This window comes from Carboxylicivirga caseinilyticus (assembly GCF_050589785.1).
Taxonomy (GTDB): Bacteria; Bacteroidota; Bacteroidia; order Bacteroidales; family Marinilabiliaceae; genus Carboxylicivirga; species Carboxylicivirga caseinilyticus.
Window position 1 is genome coordinate 178,133 of record NZ_JBNGOX010000002.1, and the last position, 17,983, is coordinate 196,115.

13 protein-coding genes are annotated in these 17,983 nt (G+C 37.3%); 9 read left to right on the top strand and 4 right to left on the bottom strand.

The window, feature by feature from the left end:
* The first annotated feature begins 223 nt into the window (after positions 1–223).
* On the top strand, positions 224–2,011 hold the full coding sequence (lepA, locus tag ACRD62_RS01880; protein ID WP_430818420.1) for a translation elongation factor 4: 1,788 nt from the start codon (positions 224–226) through the stop codon (positions 2,009–2,011).
* Between the two features lie 74 nt (positions 2,012–2,085).
* On the opposite strand, the gene ACRD62_RS01885 is transcribed toward lepA, so the two are convergent.
* Positions 2,086–3,426, bottom strand: a complete 1,341-nt coding sequence (locus ACRD62_RS01885) for a sigma-54-dependent transcriptional regulator (RefSeq protein ID WP_430818421.1) — start codon at positions 3,424–3,426, stop codon at positions 2,086–2,088.
* Between the two features lie 171 nt (positions 3,427–3,597).
* On the opposite strand from ACRD62_RS01885, the gene porW reads away from it, so the two are divergent.
* From porW to ACRD62_RS01905, 4 genes are all read left to right on the top strand, one after another.
* Positions 3,598–6,966 (top strand): type IX secretion system periplasmic lipoprotein PorW/SprE, encoded by a 3,369-nt coding sequence (porW, locus tag ACRD62_RS01890; protein ID WP_430818422.1) that lies wholly within the window; start codon positions 3,598–3,600, stop codon positions 6,964–6,966.
* A gap of 17 nt (positions 6,967–6,983) precedes the next feature.
* Entirely contained in the window at positions 6,984–8,540 is a 1,557-nt protein-coding gene (gene porX, locus ACRD62_RS01895) for a T9SS response regulator signal transducer PorX (protein ID WP_430818423.1), read from the top strand.
* Between the two features lie 52 nt (positions 8,541–8,592).
* A complete protein-coding gene (tsaE, locus tag ACRD62_RS01900) occupies positions 8,593–9,015 on the top strand; it encodes a tRNA (adenosine(37)-N6)-threonylcarbamoyltransferase complex ATPase subunit type 1 TsaE (protein WP_430818424.1) in 423 nt (140 codons plus the stop codon).
* Between the two features lie 106 nt (positions 9,016–9,121).
* Positions 9,122–10,306, top strand: a complete 1,185-nt coding sequence (locus ACRD62_RS01905) for an alanine dehydrogenase (protein WP_430818425.1) — start codon at positions 9,122–9,124, stop codon at positions 10,304–10,306.
* Here the strand turns inward: ACRD62_RS01905 and ACRD62_RS01910 are convergent.
* The 3 genes from ACRD62_RS01910 to ACRD62_RS01920 form a co-directional block, all read right to left on the bottom strand.
* The gene (locus ACRD62_RS01910) at positions 10,272–11,690 is read right to left on the bottom strand and encodes a sensor histidine kinase (RefSeq protein WP_430818426.1); all 1,419 of its coding nucleotides are present in this window, start codon (positions 11,688–11,690) and stop codon (positions 10,272–10,274) included. The genes ACRD62_RS01905 and ACRD62_RS01910 overlap by 35 nt on opposite strands.
* A 142-nt stretch (positions 11,691–11,832) precedes the next feature.
* Positions 11,833–13,515 (bottom strand): gamma-glutamyltransferase, encoded by a 1,683-nt coding sequence (ggt, locus tag ACRD62_RS01915; RefSeq protein ID WP_430818427.1) that lies wholly within the window; start codon positions 13,513–13,515, stop codon positions 11,833–11,835.
* A 101-nt stretch (positions 13,516–13,616) separates the two neighbouring features.
* Entirely contained in the window at positions 13,617–13,832 is a 216-nt protein-coding gene (locus ACRD62_RS01920) for a hypothetical protein (RefSeq protein ID WP_430818428.1), read from the bottom strand.
* A gap of 363 nt (positions 13,833–14,195) precedes the next feature.
* Here ACRD62_RS01920 and ACRD62_RS01925 point away from each other — a divergent pair, with 363 nt between their 5' ends.
* The 4 genes from ACRD62_RS01925 (at position 14,196) to tatA (ending at position 17,970) form a co-directional block, all read left to right on the top strand.
* On the top strand, positions 14,196–15,074 hold the full coding sequence (locus ACRD62_RS01925) for a M23 family metallopeptidase (RefSeq protein WP_430818429.1): 879 nt from the start codon (positions 14,196–14,198) through the stop codon (positions 15,072–15,074).
* Between the two features lie 29 nt (positions 15,075–15,103).
* The gene (locus ACRD62_RS01930) at positions 15,104–16,264 is read left to right on the top strand and encodes a 1-deoxy-D-xylulose-5-phosphate reductoisomerase (protein ID WP_430818430.1); all 1,161 of its coding nucleotides are present in this window, start codon (positions 15,104–15,106) and stop codon (positions 16,262–16,264) included.
* Positions 16,265–16,391: 127 nt separating this feature from the next.
* Positions 16,392–17,711, top strand: a complete 1,320-nt coding sequence (gene rseP / locus ACRD62_RS01935) for an RIP metalloprotease RseP (RefSeq protein WP_430818431.1) — start codon at positions 16,392–16,394, stop codon at positions 17,709–17,711.
* A gap of 40 nt (positions 17,712–17,751) precedes the next feature.
* The gene (gene tatA, locus ACRD62_RS01940; protein WP_430818432.1) at positions 17,752–17,970 is read left to right on the top strand and encodes a twin-arginine translocase TatA/TatE family subunit; all 219 of its coding nucleotides are present in this window, start codon (positions 17,752–17,754) and stop codon (positions 17,968–17,970) included.
* Positions 17,971–17,983 lie beyond the last annotated feature (13 nt).

Here is a 17,983-nt window from a genome sequence, read left to right on the forward strand (position 1 = left end):
AATCGTTTGTACTATTAAATATTTGATGACCTGTTAAAAGATTTAATTCCCCATACTATCTACACTTAACAAAACTCAATACAAGTCTTGATTGCTTCCTAATTTTATTAGTAATTTTACTTTCATCGGCTTGAAGTGATAATTCAAGGAAATAAGTATCTTTGCACACCTGATTTGTGAAGTTGAAAAAAAGAGGTTGAACGAGCAGTATAATAGTTTTTAAATGAAGAACATACGTAACTTTTGCATCATAGCCCATATCGACCATGGTAAAAGTACCCTGGCAGACCGCTTATTGGAATTTACCAAAACTGTTTCAGATAAAGATCTTCAGGCTCAGGTTCTGGATGATATGGATCTGGAACGTGAGCGAGGCATTACTATTAAGAGTCATGCCATACAAATGGACTTTGAATACAATAATGAAAAATACGTTCTGAACCTGATTGATACCCCTGGACACGTTGACTTTTCATATGAGGTATCACGATCCATTGCTGCCTGTGAGGGAGCTTTATTGATTGTTGATGCAACACAGGGTATTCAGGCACAAACTATATCGAACCTTTATCAGGCTATCGAACACGATTTGGAAATTATTCCTATCCTCAATAAAATGGACTTACCCAATGCCATGCCTGAGGAAGTGGAAGATCAGATTATAGACCTGATTGGCTGCGATCGCGAAGATATTATCAGAGCCAGTGGTAAGACCGGCGAAGGTGTTGAAAACATTCTGGAAGCATTAATCCACCGAGTACCTGCTCCGGTTGGGGATCCTGATGCTCCGCTTCAGTGTTTGATTTTCGACTCAGTATTTAACTCTTTTCGTGGTATCATCGCTTACTTTAAAGTTGTAAACGGAAGCATCAGCAAAGGAGACCTTGTTAAGTTCTTTAACACCGGCAAACAATATGATGCTGACGAAATTGGTGTTCTGCGCCTTACTATGGAACCCCGAAAAGAACTACGTACCGGTGATGTAGGTTATATCATTTCAGGTATTAAAACCAGTAAAGAAGTAAAAGTGGGTGATACCATTACCCATGTAAAAAATAGTTGCAGCAAAGCCATTTCAGGTTTCGAAGAAGTAAAACCAATGGTATTTGCGGGTGTTTATCCGATTGATGCCGAAGACTATGAAGACTTACGCGCGGCAATGGAAAAACTTCAGTTGAATGATGCCTCCTTAACTTACGAGCCTGAATCATCGGCAGCACTTGGATTCGGATTTCGTTGTGGGTTCTTAGGTCTGCTTCATATGGAGATTATCCAGGAGCGTCTGGATCGTGAATTTGACATGGCTGTAATTACTACCGTGCCTAACGTGCCATATATTGCGCACACCAAAAAAGGTGAAATTATCCATATTCATACACCATCCGAGTTACCTGAACCCACTGTGCTGGATCATGTAGAAGAACCTTATATTAAGGCTTCCGTCATTACAAAGGCTGATTACATTGGAAGTATCATGTCGCTTTGTTTGAACAAGCGAGGTACTTTAATGAAACAGCATTACCTGACAGCTGATCGTGTTGATCTGGAATTTGATATGCCATTGGCTGAGATTGTATTTGATTTCTACGACAAGTTGAAGAGTATTTCCAAAGGTTATGCATCGTTTGACTATCACCAAACAGGTTTTAGGGCTGCCAAACTGGTTCGGTTGGATATTCTGCTTAATGGAGAAAGTGTAGATGCTCTTTCATCACTTATCCACTTCGATAATGCGCAGACATTTGGCCGCCGTATGTGTGAGAAATTGAAGGAACTGATACCTCGTCAGCAATTCGACATTGCGATTCAGGCTGCCATTGGTGCTAAAGTTATTGCCCGCGAAACAGTTAAAGCCGTTCGTAAAGATGTAACTGCCAAATGTTATGGTGGAGATATCTCGCGTAAACGTAAACTATTGGAAAAACAGAAGAAAGGTAAAAAGCGTATGAAGCAGGTGGGTAATGTGGAAGTTCCGCAAAAGGCCTTCCTGGCAGTACTTAAGCTTGACTAGACAAACATTATATATTATAAACGCGCAAGGAATTCACTCTTTGCGCGTTTTTATTTTATCAAAAAGAACAATCGCTATCCTTCTTTATCCTTCTTCAACAGATTGTAGATGGTCGACTTTCCCATATCCAGTTTATCAGCCACCAGTAATACATTGTTGTTATATTTTTTAAGGTAATGACGAATAATCCGTTCGGTAAATTCTTTCAATGTCATTTCCTCATTAAAAAGATCTTCTTCGGATTGAGTTGAGTTAAAAATAATGTGCTCCTGATCAATAATATTGGAATTTGTCATTACAGCTCCTAATTCAACAACCGCCTTTAACTCACGAACATTACCCGGAAACCGGTGACTTAATATTTTTTTCTTGGCAGCTGGTGTCAGTTCCAGTTTCTCCAATCCATTTTCCTTACAAAAGGCTGCAATAAAGTGCTGAGTAAGTAAAAGTGTGTCATTCCTCCTATCTTTCAATGGAGGCAGATGAATTGGCAAACCCAATAATCGATAGTATAAATCTTCACGGAAATTACCTGCCCGCACTTCTTCTGCCAAATCCTTATTGGTTGCCGTTATGATACGGGTATTAATTTTAATAACTGCATTTCCTCCAACACGTGTAATTTCGCGTTCCTGAAGCACACGCAATAGCTTAACCTGCAAATTAAAATCCATCTCCCCTATCTCATCCAGAAAAACTGTACCTCCATCAGCTTCTTCAAATTTTCCTTTTTTTGAAGTTATGGCTCCCGTAAACGCTCCTTTTTCGTGACCAAAAAGCTCACTCTCGATCAATTCTTTAGGAATAGCCCCCATATTAACTGCAATAAACGGACTGTCTTTACGGGGTGAGTTATAGTGAATGGTTTTTGCGATCAATTCCTTACCCGTTCCTGTCTCACCATAAACCGAAACATTTATGTTGGGTACTTTAATGGCTTTATCTATCAAGGCAAAAACCTCTTTAATAGCCGGACTATCGCCAATAATAGCATTCTTATACTGGTATTTATTGCTGATTTCAGACTTTAGCTGACTTATCTCGTTCTTAAGATTCTTGTTTTTACGGATGTTTTGAATACTGTGTAACAGTCGATCCTTAATATTCTCATCCTTTGTTATGTAATCGTATGCACCTTCCTTCAGTAGTTGAACAGCAGTAGAAATATCATCCTGACCAGAAATCACAATCACATCAATCTCAGGATTAAAACGCTTAATTTTTTTCAGAATTTCATTACCAGTAAAATCAGGCAACCCCAAATCAAGAGTTACCACATCAGGATTATCGTTTAAATTTCTGATAAAATCCTTACCATTAAAATAAGACTGTACCTCATAATCAGGATTGAGCTTCAAAGTGTGTTCAATCAGTTTATTAAACACCTTATCATCCTCAATAACATTAATTCTCATGATTCAATATCTTTGGTCTGTTCAATAACCAACCCTTACGAATGGTTTGCAATTCAGCGATAATTGGTAAATTTAGAAATTGTTTTTACTCTACAGGGCAATTTTTGTGTTTTAATGAAATATTTTTGCTCAAATTGAGTTTTAATCTTGATTAAGAAGACGTCGCATTACATGATATATAGAAGAACCGGTTTTGTACTTATTGTAATATTAGTGCTGGTTGGCTGTAGCACAAAAAAGAATACATGGCTCAGCCGTAACTACCATAACCTAACTGCCTATTACAATGTCTATTTCAATGGCAAGGAAGCCCTCAATGCAGGTGTAAAATCCATCAGGGATGGTTATAACAATGATTATAACCGTATTCTTCCCATGTATGAGTCATCTGATAAGAGTGCCATTGGTGTGGCAACGAGCAATATGGAGCGTGCTATCGAAAAAGGTGGAAAGCTGATTAAAAAACATTCCATTACCGCCAAACCAAAGAAAAAATCCGGATCAAAAAGTACCCGGTCCGCAGAATTTTATTCACAAAAAGAATATAATGAGTGGGTTGATGATGCTTACCTTTTGATTGGTAAAGCTCAGTTTTACAAACATGATTTTTTACCTGCTATCCGAACTTTTCAATATGTTATTCGTGAATACAATAATAAGCCTGCTCAATACGAAGGGCTTATTTGGCTTGCACGGGCATATACTGAATACCAGGATTACATTGGAGCTTTGTCGGCACTTGAAAGCTATGATTTGGGAGGCAATGCCCCTATCGATTTATATGGAGAGTATATGGCTGCTTATGCTAATTTATTGCTGAAGCAGGGAAAATATCCTGAAGCCATTCCTTACCTTAAAAATAATATTGCCAACAATGTGGACCGTAAACAACGACTTCGGTTTACATACATCCTGGGGCAGCTTTATCTCGAAACAAATCAGAAAAAAGAAGCAGTAGAAGCATTTACTTATGTTTCCAAAAATAGCCCTGATTACGAAATGACATTTAATGCAAAAGTGATCAAAGCTTCTGTACTCTATAATGATGCCGATATTGCAACTGTTAAAAAAGAGCTGACAAAACTACGTAAAGATAAAAAGAACAAAGAATATCTTGATCGTATCTATTGGGCTTTCGGACAGGTATCGGAACAGGAAAACGACCTCGACGAAGCGTTGGCCTATTATATTAAATCGATCAACAGCAGTATTGATAATAATGATCAGAAAGCTCAATCGTATATTGATGCTGCCGAAATATATTATAATCGTTTCGACTACCCCGATGCCTACTACTATTACGATAGCGCGCTGATGGTAATCAACGAGGAGGTTGAATCGTATGACGAATTAGTAGAACGACATGCTGGCTTAAGTGGCTTGGTTGAGAACATTCTGATTGTTGAGAACGAGGATAGTTTGCAACGTCTGGCAGATATGAGTGAACCTGTATTACTGGCTTACCTGGATGACATCATTGACAAAAAGAAGAAGGAGGAAGAAGAACGATTAGAGCGTGAAAGACAAGAAAAGGAAGATTCTGAAGATCCATTTTTCCTGCAGAATAATCAAAGCACTGTAAATTCAAATCAATCAGGCGGCAAATGGTATTTTTATAACCAGGTATCGAAAGCATCAGGGAAAACTGAATTCCAGAAACGTTGGGGTAAGCGTAAGCTTGAAGATAACTGGAGACGGAGTGATAAGAGTAAAAACATGGATGAGGATTTGATGCCTGAAGATCCGTTTGATGCCCCGGATAATCCACTTGCTGATGCATTAGGTAAAAAAGCAGATGAGGCAGCAGAGGAAGATTCTCCATCAACTCCTTCATCAGGAAATATTCCTACTCGTCAGCAGTTACTGGCTGACATTCCGCTTACTCCTGAAGCCAGAGCCGTTTCAGATGATAAGATTGAAACATCGTTGATGGAGATGGGACTTTTGTTCATGGATCGCCTGGAGAACTACCCAAAATCGATAGAATCTTTAGAGGACCTGCTGAAACGATATCCTGAAGGTCGCATGAGAGATCAAGCTTTAGTAGCTCTTTATAATGCTTATCGACTAAATAGAGATGAGACCGGTATGGCATCAACCCGTCGAAGACTTGAAACCGAATTTCCAGACAGTCGTTTTGTAACTTACCTGAACGATCCGGATTTCTTTTCTAAACTGGATAAGATTCAGAAAGAACAAGATCTTGCCTACGAAAAAACATATGAAGACTTTCTCTTTGGTCGTTTTATCGATGTAATAGGAAAAAGTAGTGAGGTAATCGAATCAAAGAATGATAATCCTTTATTGCCTAAATATTATCTTTTAAGAGCACTATCTCAAGGAAAACTAGGTAACACAGGTTTCTTTAGAAGCGATCTCGACTCATTAATTATCAAAGCACCAGGGACAGAAGAATCTGCTTTGGCTGAACAGCTTATTAAGCACCTGGAAGAAGGAAAGACACCTGTTCAGGGAACTTTGTTTTCGGCAACACCTCAGGGATCAAGAACAAGTTCGGATATCAACAATCTGTCCGATGAAGGTGGAACATCTGCCAACCAACTTCAGTTTGTTTATACCGAAAACGAACCATATGAATTAGTGGTTATGAAGATTGAACCTGCTAATGTGAACCGGGCAATTTACAATGTGGCAGATTATAACTTTTCGCGCTACTTATTGCACGATTTCGAAATAAAAGAGCAAACGTTGATAAATGGTGACAAAGCCATCATCGTTAGTGGATTTAAAAACAAAGGTGAGGCAATGGACTATTTCTATTCGTTGCGCGAAAGACCCGAGTTTTTCAAATTTGACTTTTTTAAAGACAACATTGCTGTTATCTCACAATCAAATGCCAATAAGTTCTATTTATCAGGTCTGATAAAGGAATACATGGAATTCTTCAACACTTACTATCTGACCATGGTTACGAAAAAAGAGCTGGACAAAGTAAGAAAAGAAGAACCTGAAATTGATGAAAGTGCTTCAAAACAAGAGGAAGAAAAAGTTGAAGAATTAATTGAAACTACTGCTGAACAAGCAAAAGAAACAACGGAAGTTGAAGAAAATAAAGCAGGCGATAAAGTAGAAGAAGCAGCCAATGTTACAACATCACCTGTTGCTGATTCAACTAAAACTGAAGAAGTAAAGCAACCGGAAAAACCAAAACGAAGATCTATTTATAGTTATGCTCCGGATACGACACATAATATTATCGTAATAATTGAGAAAACAAGGTTAGATTACAATAGACTAAAAACAATCTATGCCAATTTCGCACGCAACAAATTTGGAACCCGAATAAAAGTAGATTTGATTGATCTCGGCTCCAATTATCGTGCTTTAAATATTGCCGGATTCAATAACGCAGATGAAGCCAAAGCATTTATTGGTGAAATAAACTCCAATGATTTTCTTACGCGTGATATCATTCGAAAGGAACACTTTATTTGGAGTATATCACCAGCGAATCTTGAAATTCTGTTGAAGAGACCAACTCTCAGATCTTATGAAATGTTCTATAAAGATTATTATTAGTTAAGAAAGGGAAAGTTATGAGCGACAGCAACATAAAAATTCTATGGGTAGATGATGAAATAGAGCATTTACGGGCACATATCATGTTTCTGAAAGAAAAAGGTTATACCGTTGAAACATCTACAAATGGTCAGGATGCACTTACAATGGTTGAGAAGAGTTTTTATGATCTTATCTTTCTGGATGAAAACATGCCTGGCTTATCCGGTCTCGAAACACTCAACTTCTTAAAAGAACTTCGTTCTGAGATTCCGGTGGTGATGATCACCAAGAGTGAAGAAGAAGATATCATGGATCAGGCCATCGGCAATAAAATAGCTGATTACCTTATTAAGCCTGTGAACCCAAGACAAATTCTTCTTACCATCAAAAAGAATCTTAATACCAAAGAGCTGGTTACTAAGACCACCACTTCGGGCTACCAGTCGCAGTTCGGGAAAATTGCACTCAAAATAAACGACTCGTTTACCTATAAAGATTGGGTTGAAGTTTACAAACGAATCATCTATTGGGAGCTTGAATTGGAACAGGGAGATGGAGCGATGGACGAAGTGCTTCGCATGCAGAAAAACGAAGCAAACCAGTCGTTTACAAAATTCATCAAAAAAAATTACATCGACTGGTTAAATAACGAAGATGATGCACCATTGATGTCACATCATCTGATAAAAAACAAAGTATTGCCCCTTCTCGATCAGGGTAAAAAAGTTTTCTTTATTGTGATAGATAACTTCCGATACGATCAATGGGAAGTATTAAAAAGGGTTATTTCATCAGATTATCTGATTGAAGAGGAAACTCCTTTTTACAGCATATTACCTACAGCGACCCAATATGCACGTAACTCAATTTTCTCAGGCCTTTTACCTTCTCAAATAAAAAAGATGTTTCCTCAATTCTGGGTTGATGAAGATGAAGAAGAGGGTAAAAACCAATACGAAGAAGAGTTATTAGGTACTTTGTTCGATCGATTCAGAAAAAAAGCAAGTTACAGCTATCATAAAATAACCGACAACGAAGGCGGCAAAAACATGCTGGATAATCTCCACAGTCTTTTGGAAAATGATTTAAATGCCATTGTTTTCAATTTTGTGGATATGCTCTCCCATGCCCGTACTGAAGTTAAAATGATTAAAGAGCTGGCACGCGACGAAGCAGCCTACCGATCCCTAACCTTATCATGGTTCAACCATTCTTCGTTAAGAGAATTACTTCAGCGTTTGAAAGAAGAAGACGTGACGATTATCTTAACTACCGATCATGGAACAACAAGGGCTCAGAATCCTGTTAAAGTTATTGGTGATCGCAATGTAAACACGAATTTACGTTATAAGCAAGGGAAAAATCTTGCATATAAAGAAAAAGAGGTATTTGAAATTAAGCAACCTGACAAAGCCTTTTTACCAAAACTAAATATTTCAACCACATACATTTTTGCCTGCAACAGCGACTTTTTTGCCTATCCTAATAATTACAATCATTACGTAAGTTATTATCGCGATACCTTTCAGCATGGCGGTATTTCACTTGAAGAAATGATAATACCTTGTTCCCAGTTAAAAGGCCGAAAATAATTGATGACTTTTTCGTTTCCAAAGATTATTTTTGCAGACACAATAGTATGATATGAATACATTTTATATTGATTCATTAGATAAAATCGATGAGGTTGCACAAGCCTTTCTTGCTGAATATGCCGACGAACGGGTGATGGCTTTTTATGGAGAAATGGGAGTTGGCAAAACTACTTTTATTAAAGCGCTTTGTAAGGCATTAAACATTGAAGACACAGTTAACAGCCCTAGTTTTGCCATTGTAAACGAATACCATAACCAGGAAGATGATATTGTTTACCATTTCGATTTTTACAGGCTGAAAGAAGAGGAAGAGGCTTACGACATGGGTTATGAAGATTACTTATACTCAGGGCACCATTGTATGATTGAATGGCCTGAAAAGATTGCTTCATTATTACCCAAAGGTCGTCTTGAGTTGCACATTACTGAAGAAATGGATGGAAGGCGAAAACTAACCATTGAGAAACAATAACTTTTCTGAAAGTTGATCTTTTTTGCTATCTTCAGGCAGATTGGAATTTACATAAATAACAGGTAGCATTTAACTTATGATGGGCGAAAACAAACCTTATTCTTTAATGGGACAGACACACTTGTTACCCAGAGAAGAAATGCTTGAAACAGGAAAGAGAAAGAAGTTAGTTACCATAGGCATTCCCAAAGACTTTTCTTTCTTCGAAAACCGTGTTCCTCTTTCACCGCAAGGTGTTGAGCTACTTATTGCCAATGGCCATTCGGTTCTTTTTGAAGCAGGCGCAGGCGACAGGGCCAATTATTTCGACCATGATTTTGCTGAATGCGGAGCCAAAATAGTTCAGAAAAAAGAAGTTTTTACGGCCGACATCATTCTTAAGATTTCAGCTCCCAACGACGAAGAAATAGAACTTCTAAAACCGAATCAGGTTGTTTTTTCACTTATTTATCTATACAATCAAAGTCGTGCATCCATCCAAAAAATGATGGATAAAAAGATTATTGCTATTGGCTACGAAGTTTTAAAAGATGGTAATGATTGCTACCCTATCATACGTAGCATGAGTGAGATTGAAGGAGCTGCTTCTGTAATGATAGCAAGTGAATACCTGAGTAAAGCTCATAATGGGAAAGGTGTATTATTAGGTGGCATTACCGGTATTTCGCCAGCCGAAGTAGTTATTTTAGGTGCAGGCACAGCAGGTGAATTTGCTGCCAGAGCTGCATTAGGTTTAGGTGCATCTGTTAAAGTTTTTGATAACTCGTTTCACCGACTTCGGGAACTTGAACGTAATATTGGACAACGCATTTTTACTTCAGTATTACATCCACCGGCTGTAACAAAAGCCATGCAAAGTGCAGATGCTTTGATCGGAAGTCTTCGTTACCTGCAGGCAGGACATACATTTATGGTTACTGAAGATCAGGTTTCGCAAATGAAACCCGGCTCTATCATCATTGATTTAAGCATGGATCAGGGTGGCTGTATTGAAACAAGTAAGTGTACTAATTTTGATCGCCCTATCTTTCATAAACATGGAGTAATTCATTATTGTGTACCTAATATTGCCTCAAGAGTTTCACGCACTTCATCCATTGCCTTAAGCAATATATTTGCTCCTATCCTATTGAGCATAGGCGAGTCAGGAGGCATTCAAAATTTAATAAAAGAAAATTTAGGCATCAGCCAGGGTGTGTATCTGTACAAAGGAATACTTACAAACAACTTGATAGCCAATCGCTTTAGTTTACCTTCTAAAGATATTGGTTTACTAATGGCTGCCTTTTAAGGTTGAATGCGGCATTGTTTATTTGTGATGATTCAAAGGGTATAGTAAATCGGAAACAAGCTCCTTTCTTGTATTCTTTATCCAACCAGATTTGGCCGCCCAAAGTCTCTACATATTTCTTTGATATGGCTAACCCCAGTCCGTTGCCACCAAACTCACGTTTAAAACTATCAGACCCCTGACGGAACATATCGAAAATAACTTCATCCTGACCAGGCTGAACTCCAATGCCATTATCTTTCACAAAAAACATTAGTTGATCATTCTGAACCTCATAACCAAAGCTTATTTCACCACCTTCATTTGTGAATTTCAAGGCATTATCCATGAGATGTTTCATCACTTTTGATAAAGCTTCCTGATCAGAAATGATGACATCCATTCCGTCTTTCAAACCATTTTCAAAATTGATATTGACACTCTTTTTAATAACTGATGCTTGCTTTGCAAAATAGGTATGAGTATGCTCCATTAAGTCATTCAACACAACCTTGCTATATTCTTCCTGCATCAATCTGGTTTGCAACTTCGAAATATCAATCAGGTCATCCATTACCTTAAGCAGCTGCAAACCATTTAAATTGACTATATCAACGTACTCATCCCGTTCTTCAACAGTCAATGAATCAGACCGAAGCAGTTCCATAAATCCAAGAATCACGTTTAAAGGAGTTCTTATCTCGTGACTTAAATTAGCAAGGAATGTTGATTTTAACTGATCGTATTCTTTTGATTTAAGTTGGGCTTTGCGCAATTCTGCAACTGAATAATCTAGTTTCTTATTTTTATCTTTTAAAGCACGATGCATCAGTTCCAACTCAGCATTACGCTTTCTAACTTCTTCTTTAGCTTGCAAATGTATAATCTCTGTACTCAAACGGGGAGTAAACAAATACATCAGTGATTCAATTGTTTTATAATCCTGAATAATTGGATCTTTAAATAAAGCCACTATTATTCCAATTGGCTCATCTGAAGAATTAAATAACGGAATTCCTATATAACCTTCTACAAGATTTTCTGACAAAGGTGTATTTCTGGTAAATTGTTCCCAGGCACAACTGGTAATTGTATGTGTTTTCTTTCCGACAACATTGGCACAGGGAGTGTCATTCATTTGATAAACAATATTGTCATAAAAATCAGTATTACTACAATAAACCAAAGACTCAATTGAGTTTTGTTTATTCTGATAGGTACCAATCATTAAATAATCCGCTGAGATTAATCCACATATTTTCTGACCTATATAACGAAAATAATCATCACCTATATGGCGATTACTCGGTGAAAAAATATCATAAATCACAGGCTCAACCTTCTTGAAGGTTTCAAGTAAATTATTATGTTTTTTATTCCTGAAAAATAATCTCTTCCAATCCATGCAAAATACTTAACACCACCAAAATATATAAAATACACTTCCTTTATAATTTATTTTGATTAGTTGCTCTTATTTGTAGTTTGAATGCATTATTAACACAATAAAATTTTAACTATTACCGAATAAAACAAATGTTAAATCTTTAATAACCTGCTGCATTTCCATCTTTCCTGGATTCAGATGCACCAAAATAAACACCTTTTTCTGGGTCATACCAGATTGCCTGATAACCACCATATTCCCCCGGCGAATAAGTAACCCGGTGACCTAACCGCGTTAATCCCAAAATTTGTTGCGGATCAAATCCTGTTTCCAGATGAATCTCACCTCTTCCTTTTGAGGAAAGTCCTGTGGGAGTAGATGATCCATCGTGACTAAAACGGGGAGCATCACCTGCTTCCTGAAGATTCATACCGAAATCAATGATATTCATTAAAATCTGAACGTGTCCCTGTGGCTGAAAATCACCTCCCATCACGCCAAAACTCATCACAGGTTTTCCATCTTTCGTTACAAAAGCAGGAATTATGGTATGAAACGGTCTTTTGCCAGGCTCAAATACATTTGCCTGATCAGGATTTAAAGAGAAAAGTTCCCCTCTGTCCTGCAACATAAAACCCAATTCCGGTGGAACCATTCCTGATCCCATTCCACGGTAATTACTCTGAATCAGCGAAACCATATTGCCCCATTGATCGGCTACAGTCAGATATATTGTTTCTCCGGCACTTATTTCACCAGCCTGATAAGATCCTGCACGTTCTTCATTAATTAAATTCCTCCGTTCACTGCCATATTCATCAGAAATTAATTTCTCAACCGGAACATCTGCCATTTGCATATCTGCATAATACTTAGCCCGGTCTTCAAAGGCAAGCTTTTTTGCTTCAGTTACCAAATGTAAATGACGTGCAGTGCCATATTCATCTTTTCTGAAAGAATATCCTTTTAAGATAGATAACATTTGCAGGGCTGTTATACCCTGACCATTGGGTGGCAACTCCCATATATCATAACCCCTGTAATTTATTGAAACAGGATCAACCCACTCGCTATGGTGTGCTGCAAAATCTTTCGTTGAAAGAAAACCACCCTGACTTTTAATAAAATCTGCAATTGTTTTTGCCACTTCACCTTTATAAAAACCATCCCGACCTTTATTCGCAAGTATTTTATAGGTGTTAGCTAAATATGGATTCTTAAATATTTGTCCTTTCTCAGGTGCTAAACCATTATTGGTATAGGTATCAACCACGTTGGGGTACTTTTCAAATCGGTTTACAGATAGTTTCCAATAATAAGCAATAAGCTCAGTTAATGGAAATCCGTCTTCAGCATAATTGATTGCGGGCTGCAAAATATTCTTCATTGGAAGTTTTCCAAATTTAGAGTGTAACTCAAACCAGCCATCAACACACCCGGGCACTGTAACAGGTAATGGACCAAATGACGGAATCATATCTAACCCCTGATTTTTAAAATAATCCAATGAAAGATCTTGTGGTGATCGTCCACTTCCATTTAAACCATAAAGTTTCTGTGTTTTTGCATCCCAAACAATAGCAAACAAATCACCGCCAACTCCAGAACCGGTTGGCTCCATCAACCCTAAAGTGGCATTGGCAGCAATAGCCGCATCAATGGCTGATCCACCTTGTTTCAGTATATCTAATCCTACTTGTGTTGCTAACGGATGACTTGTGCAAACCATTCCGTTTTTACCGATCACCTCACTTCTCGAAGCAAAATTTCTTCCGGTTATCCGATCCTGTGCACTCGCTAAAACCGGAATTAATATGAGCAAGACAAATACTTTTATTCTCATGATATTAACCTCTTGTTGTTACACAGATAAAAGTATAAAAAAACAGCGAGAGGTTCATGTAATAAACCTTTCGCTGTTCAAAAACTTATTATTGAATAAACTTATGCTCTTGCCAATTTACTTTCAGGTCGGTTTATATAGTTATAAAAAATACCTACCAATAAATTACTGTCCATGTCAGGACGAATAGGTATAATTAAATCTGCAAACGTATCTGCAAACGAAATTTGTAATTCATTACGTTTTGGGAAATCAATGCTGCTAACCTTAGCGTGAGTTCTAATTTCTCCTAATGCTACAATTAATTTAATATCCATCTTTCTTTCCTTTTAGCGTTTAGTTTACCGTCCGCCGTCTATTGTTTTCCTGATGTAAAAATAGGTGCCATTAAACTCTTAACCAAAGGATTTAAAGGCTTTTCCACAAGATCAAAATTCTTTGCGGTTAAAATATCAATAAAGAAGGATGAATGAAATTGCATATGGATGAATACTATTTTTTCGATGGTGAATACACTTCATTAAAGAGAAATATCTGAGCAGCTAAAAATAAATGAGGACTAAATCAGTTTATTGTTAGGATACCTTTCTTATACAAAGGTCAAAACAAGGCAAGAAAATTAACCCTATAATTGAGTAGTTTTTTTACCTTTGTTTTCGTTGAAAAATCTTCATCAATAAATGGCAAAAACAGAAAAAAGCAAGACACTAGTTCAGAAGTTAAAACATAAATACCGACTTGCTGTCTTTAATGAACAAACATATGAAGAAGTCTTTGGAATGAGACTTTCAAGACTGAATGTTTTTATAAGCATTGGTATCACTTTTATAATTCTGATCATTTCTGTTATTTATCTGATTGCCTTTACAGGATTGCGCGAATACATACCTGGCTATCCATCCGGGAAAGAAAGACGTATGATCATTCAAAATACGCAAAGGGTAGACAGCCTGATTATGGAAATTGAAAGACGCGACAGATTCTTTAGAGATATCCGGGCAATCATGTCTGGTGAGTTACCAGAAGGTGCTACAGCTGAAGACCTCGATAGTACCGGCTCCATTAACAATAATAAAATAACCTTCAAAAAATCAGAAGAAGATTCAATCTTTAGAGAACAAGTTGAGCAGGAAGAGAAGTTTAACCTTTCTGCCTTTGAAACTACCAGCTCTAAACTTGAACTGGAACATCGCTTTCTATTTTCTCCATTAAAAGGGGTTGTTGTTAATAAATTCGGTGAATCAGAAGGTCATTTTGGAGTTGATATTGTTGCAAAAGAAGGAGCCAGAGTTAGTTCCGTTCTTGATGGAACCGTTATTTTTACCGGCTGGACTGTTGAAACAGGATATGTCATTCAGGTACAGCATAGTCATAACCTTATCTCGTTGTATAAGCATAACGAACGACTCTTAAAAAGTATGGGTGATAAGGTGCAGGCAGGTGAAGCCATTGCTCATGTTGGTAACTCAGGCGAATTAACAACCGGTCCACATTTACATTTCGAACTATGGTATAATGGCGTTGCTGTAGATGCCGAACAATACATCTCATTTGAGTAACGACAAAATATACACACAAGGGTAGATTCATGTTAAAAAAGATAGCGATTCTTGGATCGACAGGATCCATTGGCAGGCAAACACTTGAGGTTATTGAACAACATCCGGAAAACTTTTCAGTTGAGATATTAACAGCCAATAACAGTGCTGAACTACTCATTGAACAAGCCATAAAATTTAAGCCAAACACTGTTGTAATAGGGAATAAAGAAAAATATAAGCAGGTCAGTGATGCTTTAATTGACCATGATATAAAAATTTACGCAGGCGAAGAAGCAATTGCACAGGTGGTTGAGATGAATACGGTTGATATTGTTTTAACAGCAATGGTTGGTTTTTCAGGATTGCTCCCAACAGTTAATGCTATCAAAGCCGGAAAAACAATAGCCTTAGCTAATAAAGAAACCATGGTGGTGGCAGGTGATATAATTACCAAACTATCCCATGAATACAAAGTTAGCATCTTGCCCGTTGACTCAGAACATTCTGCTATCTTCCAATGTCTGGTGGGTGAATATCATAATCCAATTGAAAAAATTTATCTAACTGCCTCAGGTGGCCCTTTCAGAGGTAAGAATGTTGAGTTTCTTAGGAAAGTAACCAGGTGTCAGGCATTAAATCATCCTAACTGGAGTATGGGCGATAAAATCACCATTGATAGTGCTTCGTTGATGAATAAAGGTCTGGAAGCGATTGAAGCCAGATGGTTATTTGGATTGCGTCCGGAACAGATTGACATTGTAGTACATCCTCAGTCTATCGTTCATTCATTGGTTCAGTTCGAGGACGGATCTATGAAAGCGCAGATGGGATTACCGGACATGCGCTTACCTATTCAATATGCCTTATCTTTTCCTGAAAGACTAAAGGTAAATTTTGAGCGTTTTAACTTTTTAGACTATCCTTCATTAACTTTTGAAAAAGCGGACATTAAAGTATTCCGAAATCTGGATCTTGCATTTGAAGCGATGAAAAAAGGCGGTAATCTGCCATGTATACTTAATGCAGCTAACGAAATTGCTGTCGATAACTTCTTAAAGAGTAAAATTGGTTTTGTTGAAATGTCGGATATTATTGAAAAAACAATGGAACTGTCAACATTTATTGCTGCTCCAACGTTTGATGATTACCTAAACTCAAATGCAGAAGCCCGGGAACTGGCTTCAGAAATAATTAAGAAGAGAAATTAAAATTTAATGATTAAACCGCAGCTGATCTAAATGTCAAAAAGAGACTCTTACACTTGAGCTGTTAATGGTTAATCTACTTTAAACAGAAAAAGATATATTTGTTGCCTAATTACGAAAACTGATATTAATGGATATTTTTATAAAAGCCGTACAATTAATTCTAAGTCTTTCCATACTCGTTATTCTGCACGAGTTTGGCCATTTCTTTTTTGCCCGTTTATTCAAAATCAGAGTGGAAAAATTCTATTTATTTTTCGACCCATGGTTCTCGTTGTTTAAATTTAAAAAAGGGGAAACTGAATATGGTGTGGGATGGTTACCATTAGGTGGTTATGTTAAAATATCCGGTATGATTGATGAGTCAATGGATAAAGAAGCCATGGCTCAGCCAGCCCAACCCTGGGAATTCAGATCAAAGCCAGCCTGGCAACGACTATTAGTAATGGTTGGCGGAGTTGTGGTTAACTTCATCACAGCCTTGTTTATCTTCTGGATGATTTTGTTTAAATGGGGAGAATCCTATATACCAGTTGAAACTGCTAAGTACGGATTATACTACCACGAAATTGGTCATGAAATAGGACTACAGGATGGAGATATTGTATTGAAAGTTGACGATTTTGATGTTGAATCAAGCAGTGATATTGCAAGGCTTATTCTTATTGAAAAAGGCAAAATCCTTACGGTTAAAAGAGGAGAAGAAATTATTTCAGTATCAATACCGGAAAGTTACGACCAGACTTTTTTAAGAAATGAAGTCAAGGATTTTGCAGGCATACGAACACCCGTTGTGGTAGCCGAAGTTGTAAAAAACTCAAATGCGTCTGAGGCAGGCTTATTGATTGGCGACAGCATAGTAAGCATCAATGATAAATCAACTGCTTTTTTCAATGAGTTTACAGAAGAAATGCAGAATCAAAAATCAAATGATATTGATTTAGGTATCTATCGCAATGGACAACCTATGACCATACATGCACAAGTTACCGAAAACGGAACGCTTGGATTTGATGCTTCAGGAGCTACCGGTTATGCAGAAATTAAAATGCATAAGTATGGCTTATGGGAAGCTTTCCCTATCGGTGTTAAGATGGGATTTGATACTCTGATCAATTATATCAAGCAGATGCGTCTTATCTTCACCAAAGAAGGGGCAAAACAAGTGGGCGGATTCGGTGCAATGGGTAAATTATTCCCTGCAAACTGGAGTTGGTTGATATTCTGGAGTAATACTGCCTTGATTTCTGTCATTCTTGCATTTATGAATATATTGCCTATTCCGGCTTTAGATGGTGGACATGTATTATTCTTACTTTACGAAATTGTTACCGGTCGTAAACCCGGAGATAAGTTTATGGAATATGCTCAGGTTACAGGTATGATTTTATTATTGGGATTACTTCTTTTTGCCAATGGAAATGATATCTTTAAATTGTTCTCAAAATAAAGTCAATTAATTAAATTTGTAGTAACAAAAACTTTTTAAAATGAATCTAGCTAGCATTATACTTTGGGCATTGCCTGGTGGACCAGAATGGATCTTAATTATTTTGGCTTTGTTGTTGTTATTCGGAGGTCGTAAAATTCCTGAGTTAATGAAAGGTCTTGGACAAGGTATGAAGGAGTTTAAGAAGGCCCGCAACGAAGATGGTACTGACAAAGAATCAGACAAAAAAGACAAAATAGAAGATAAAACTGCCGAGTAAGGTAGCTTTTTGA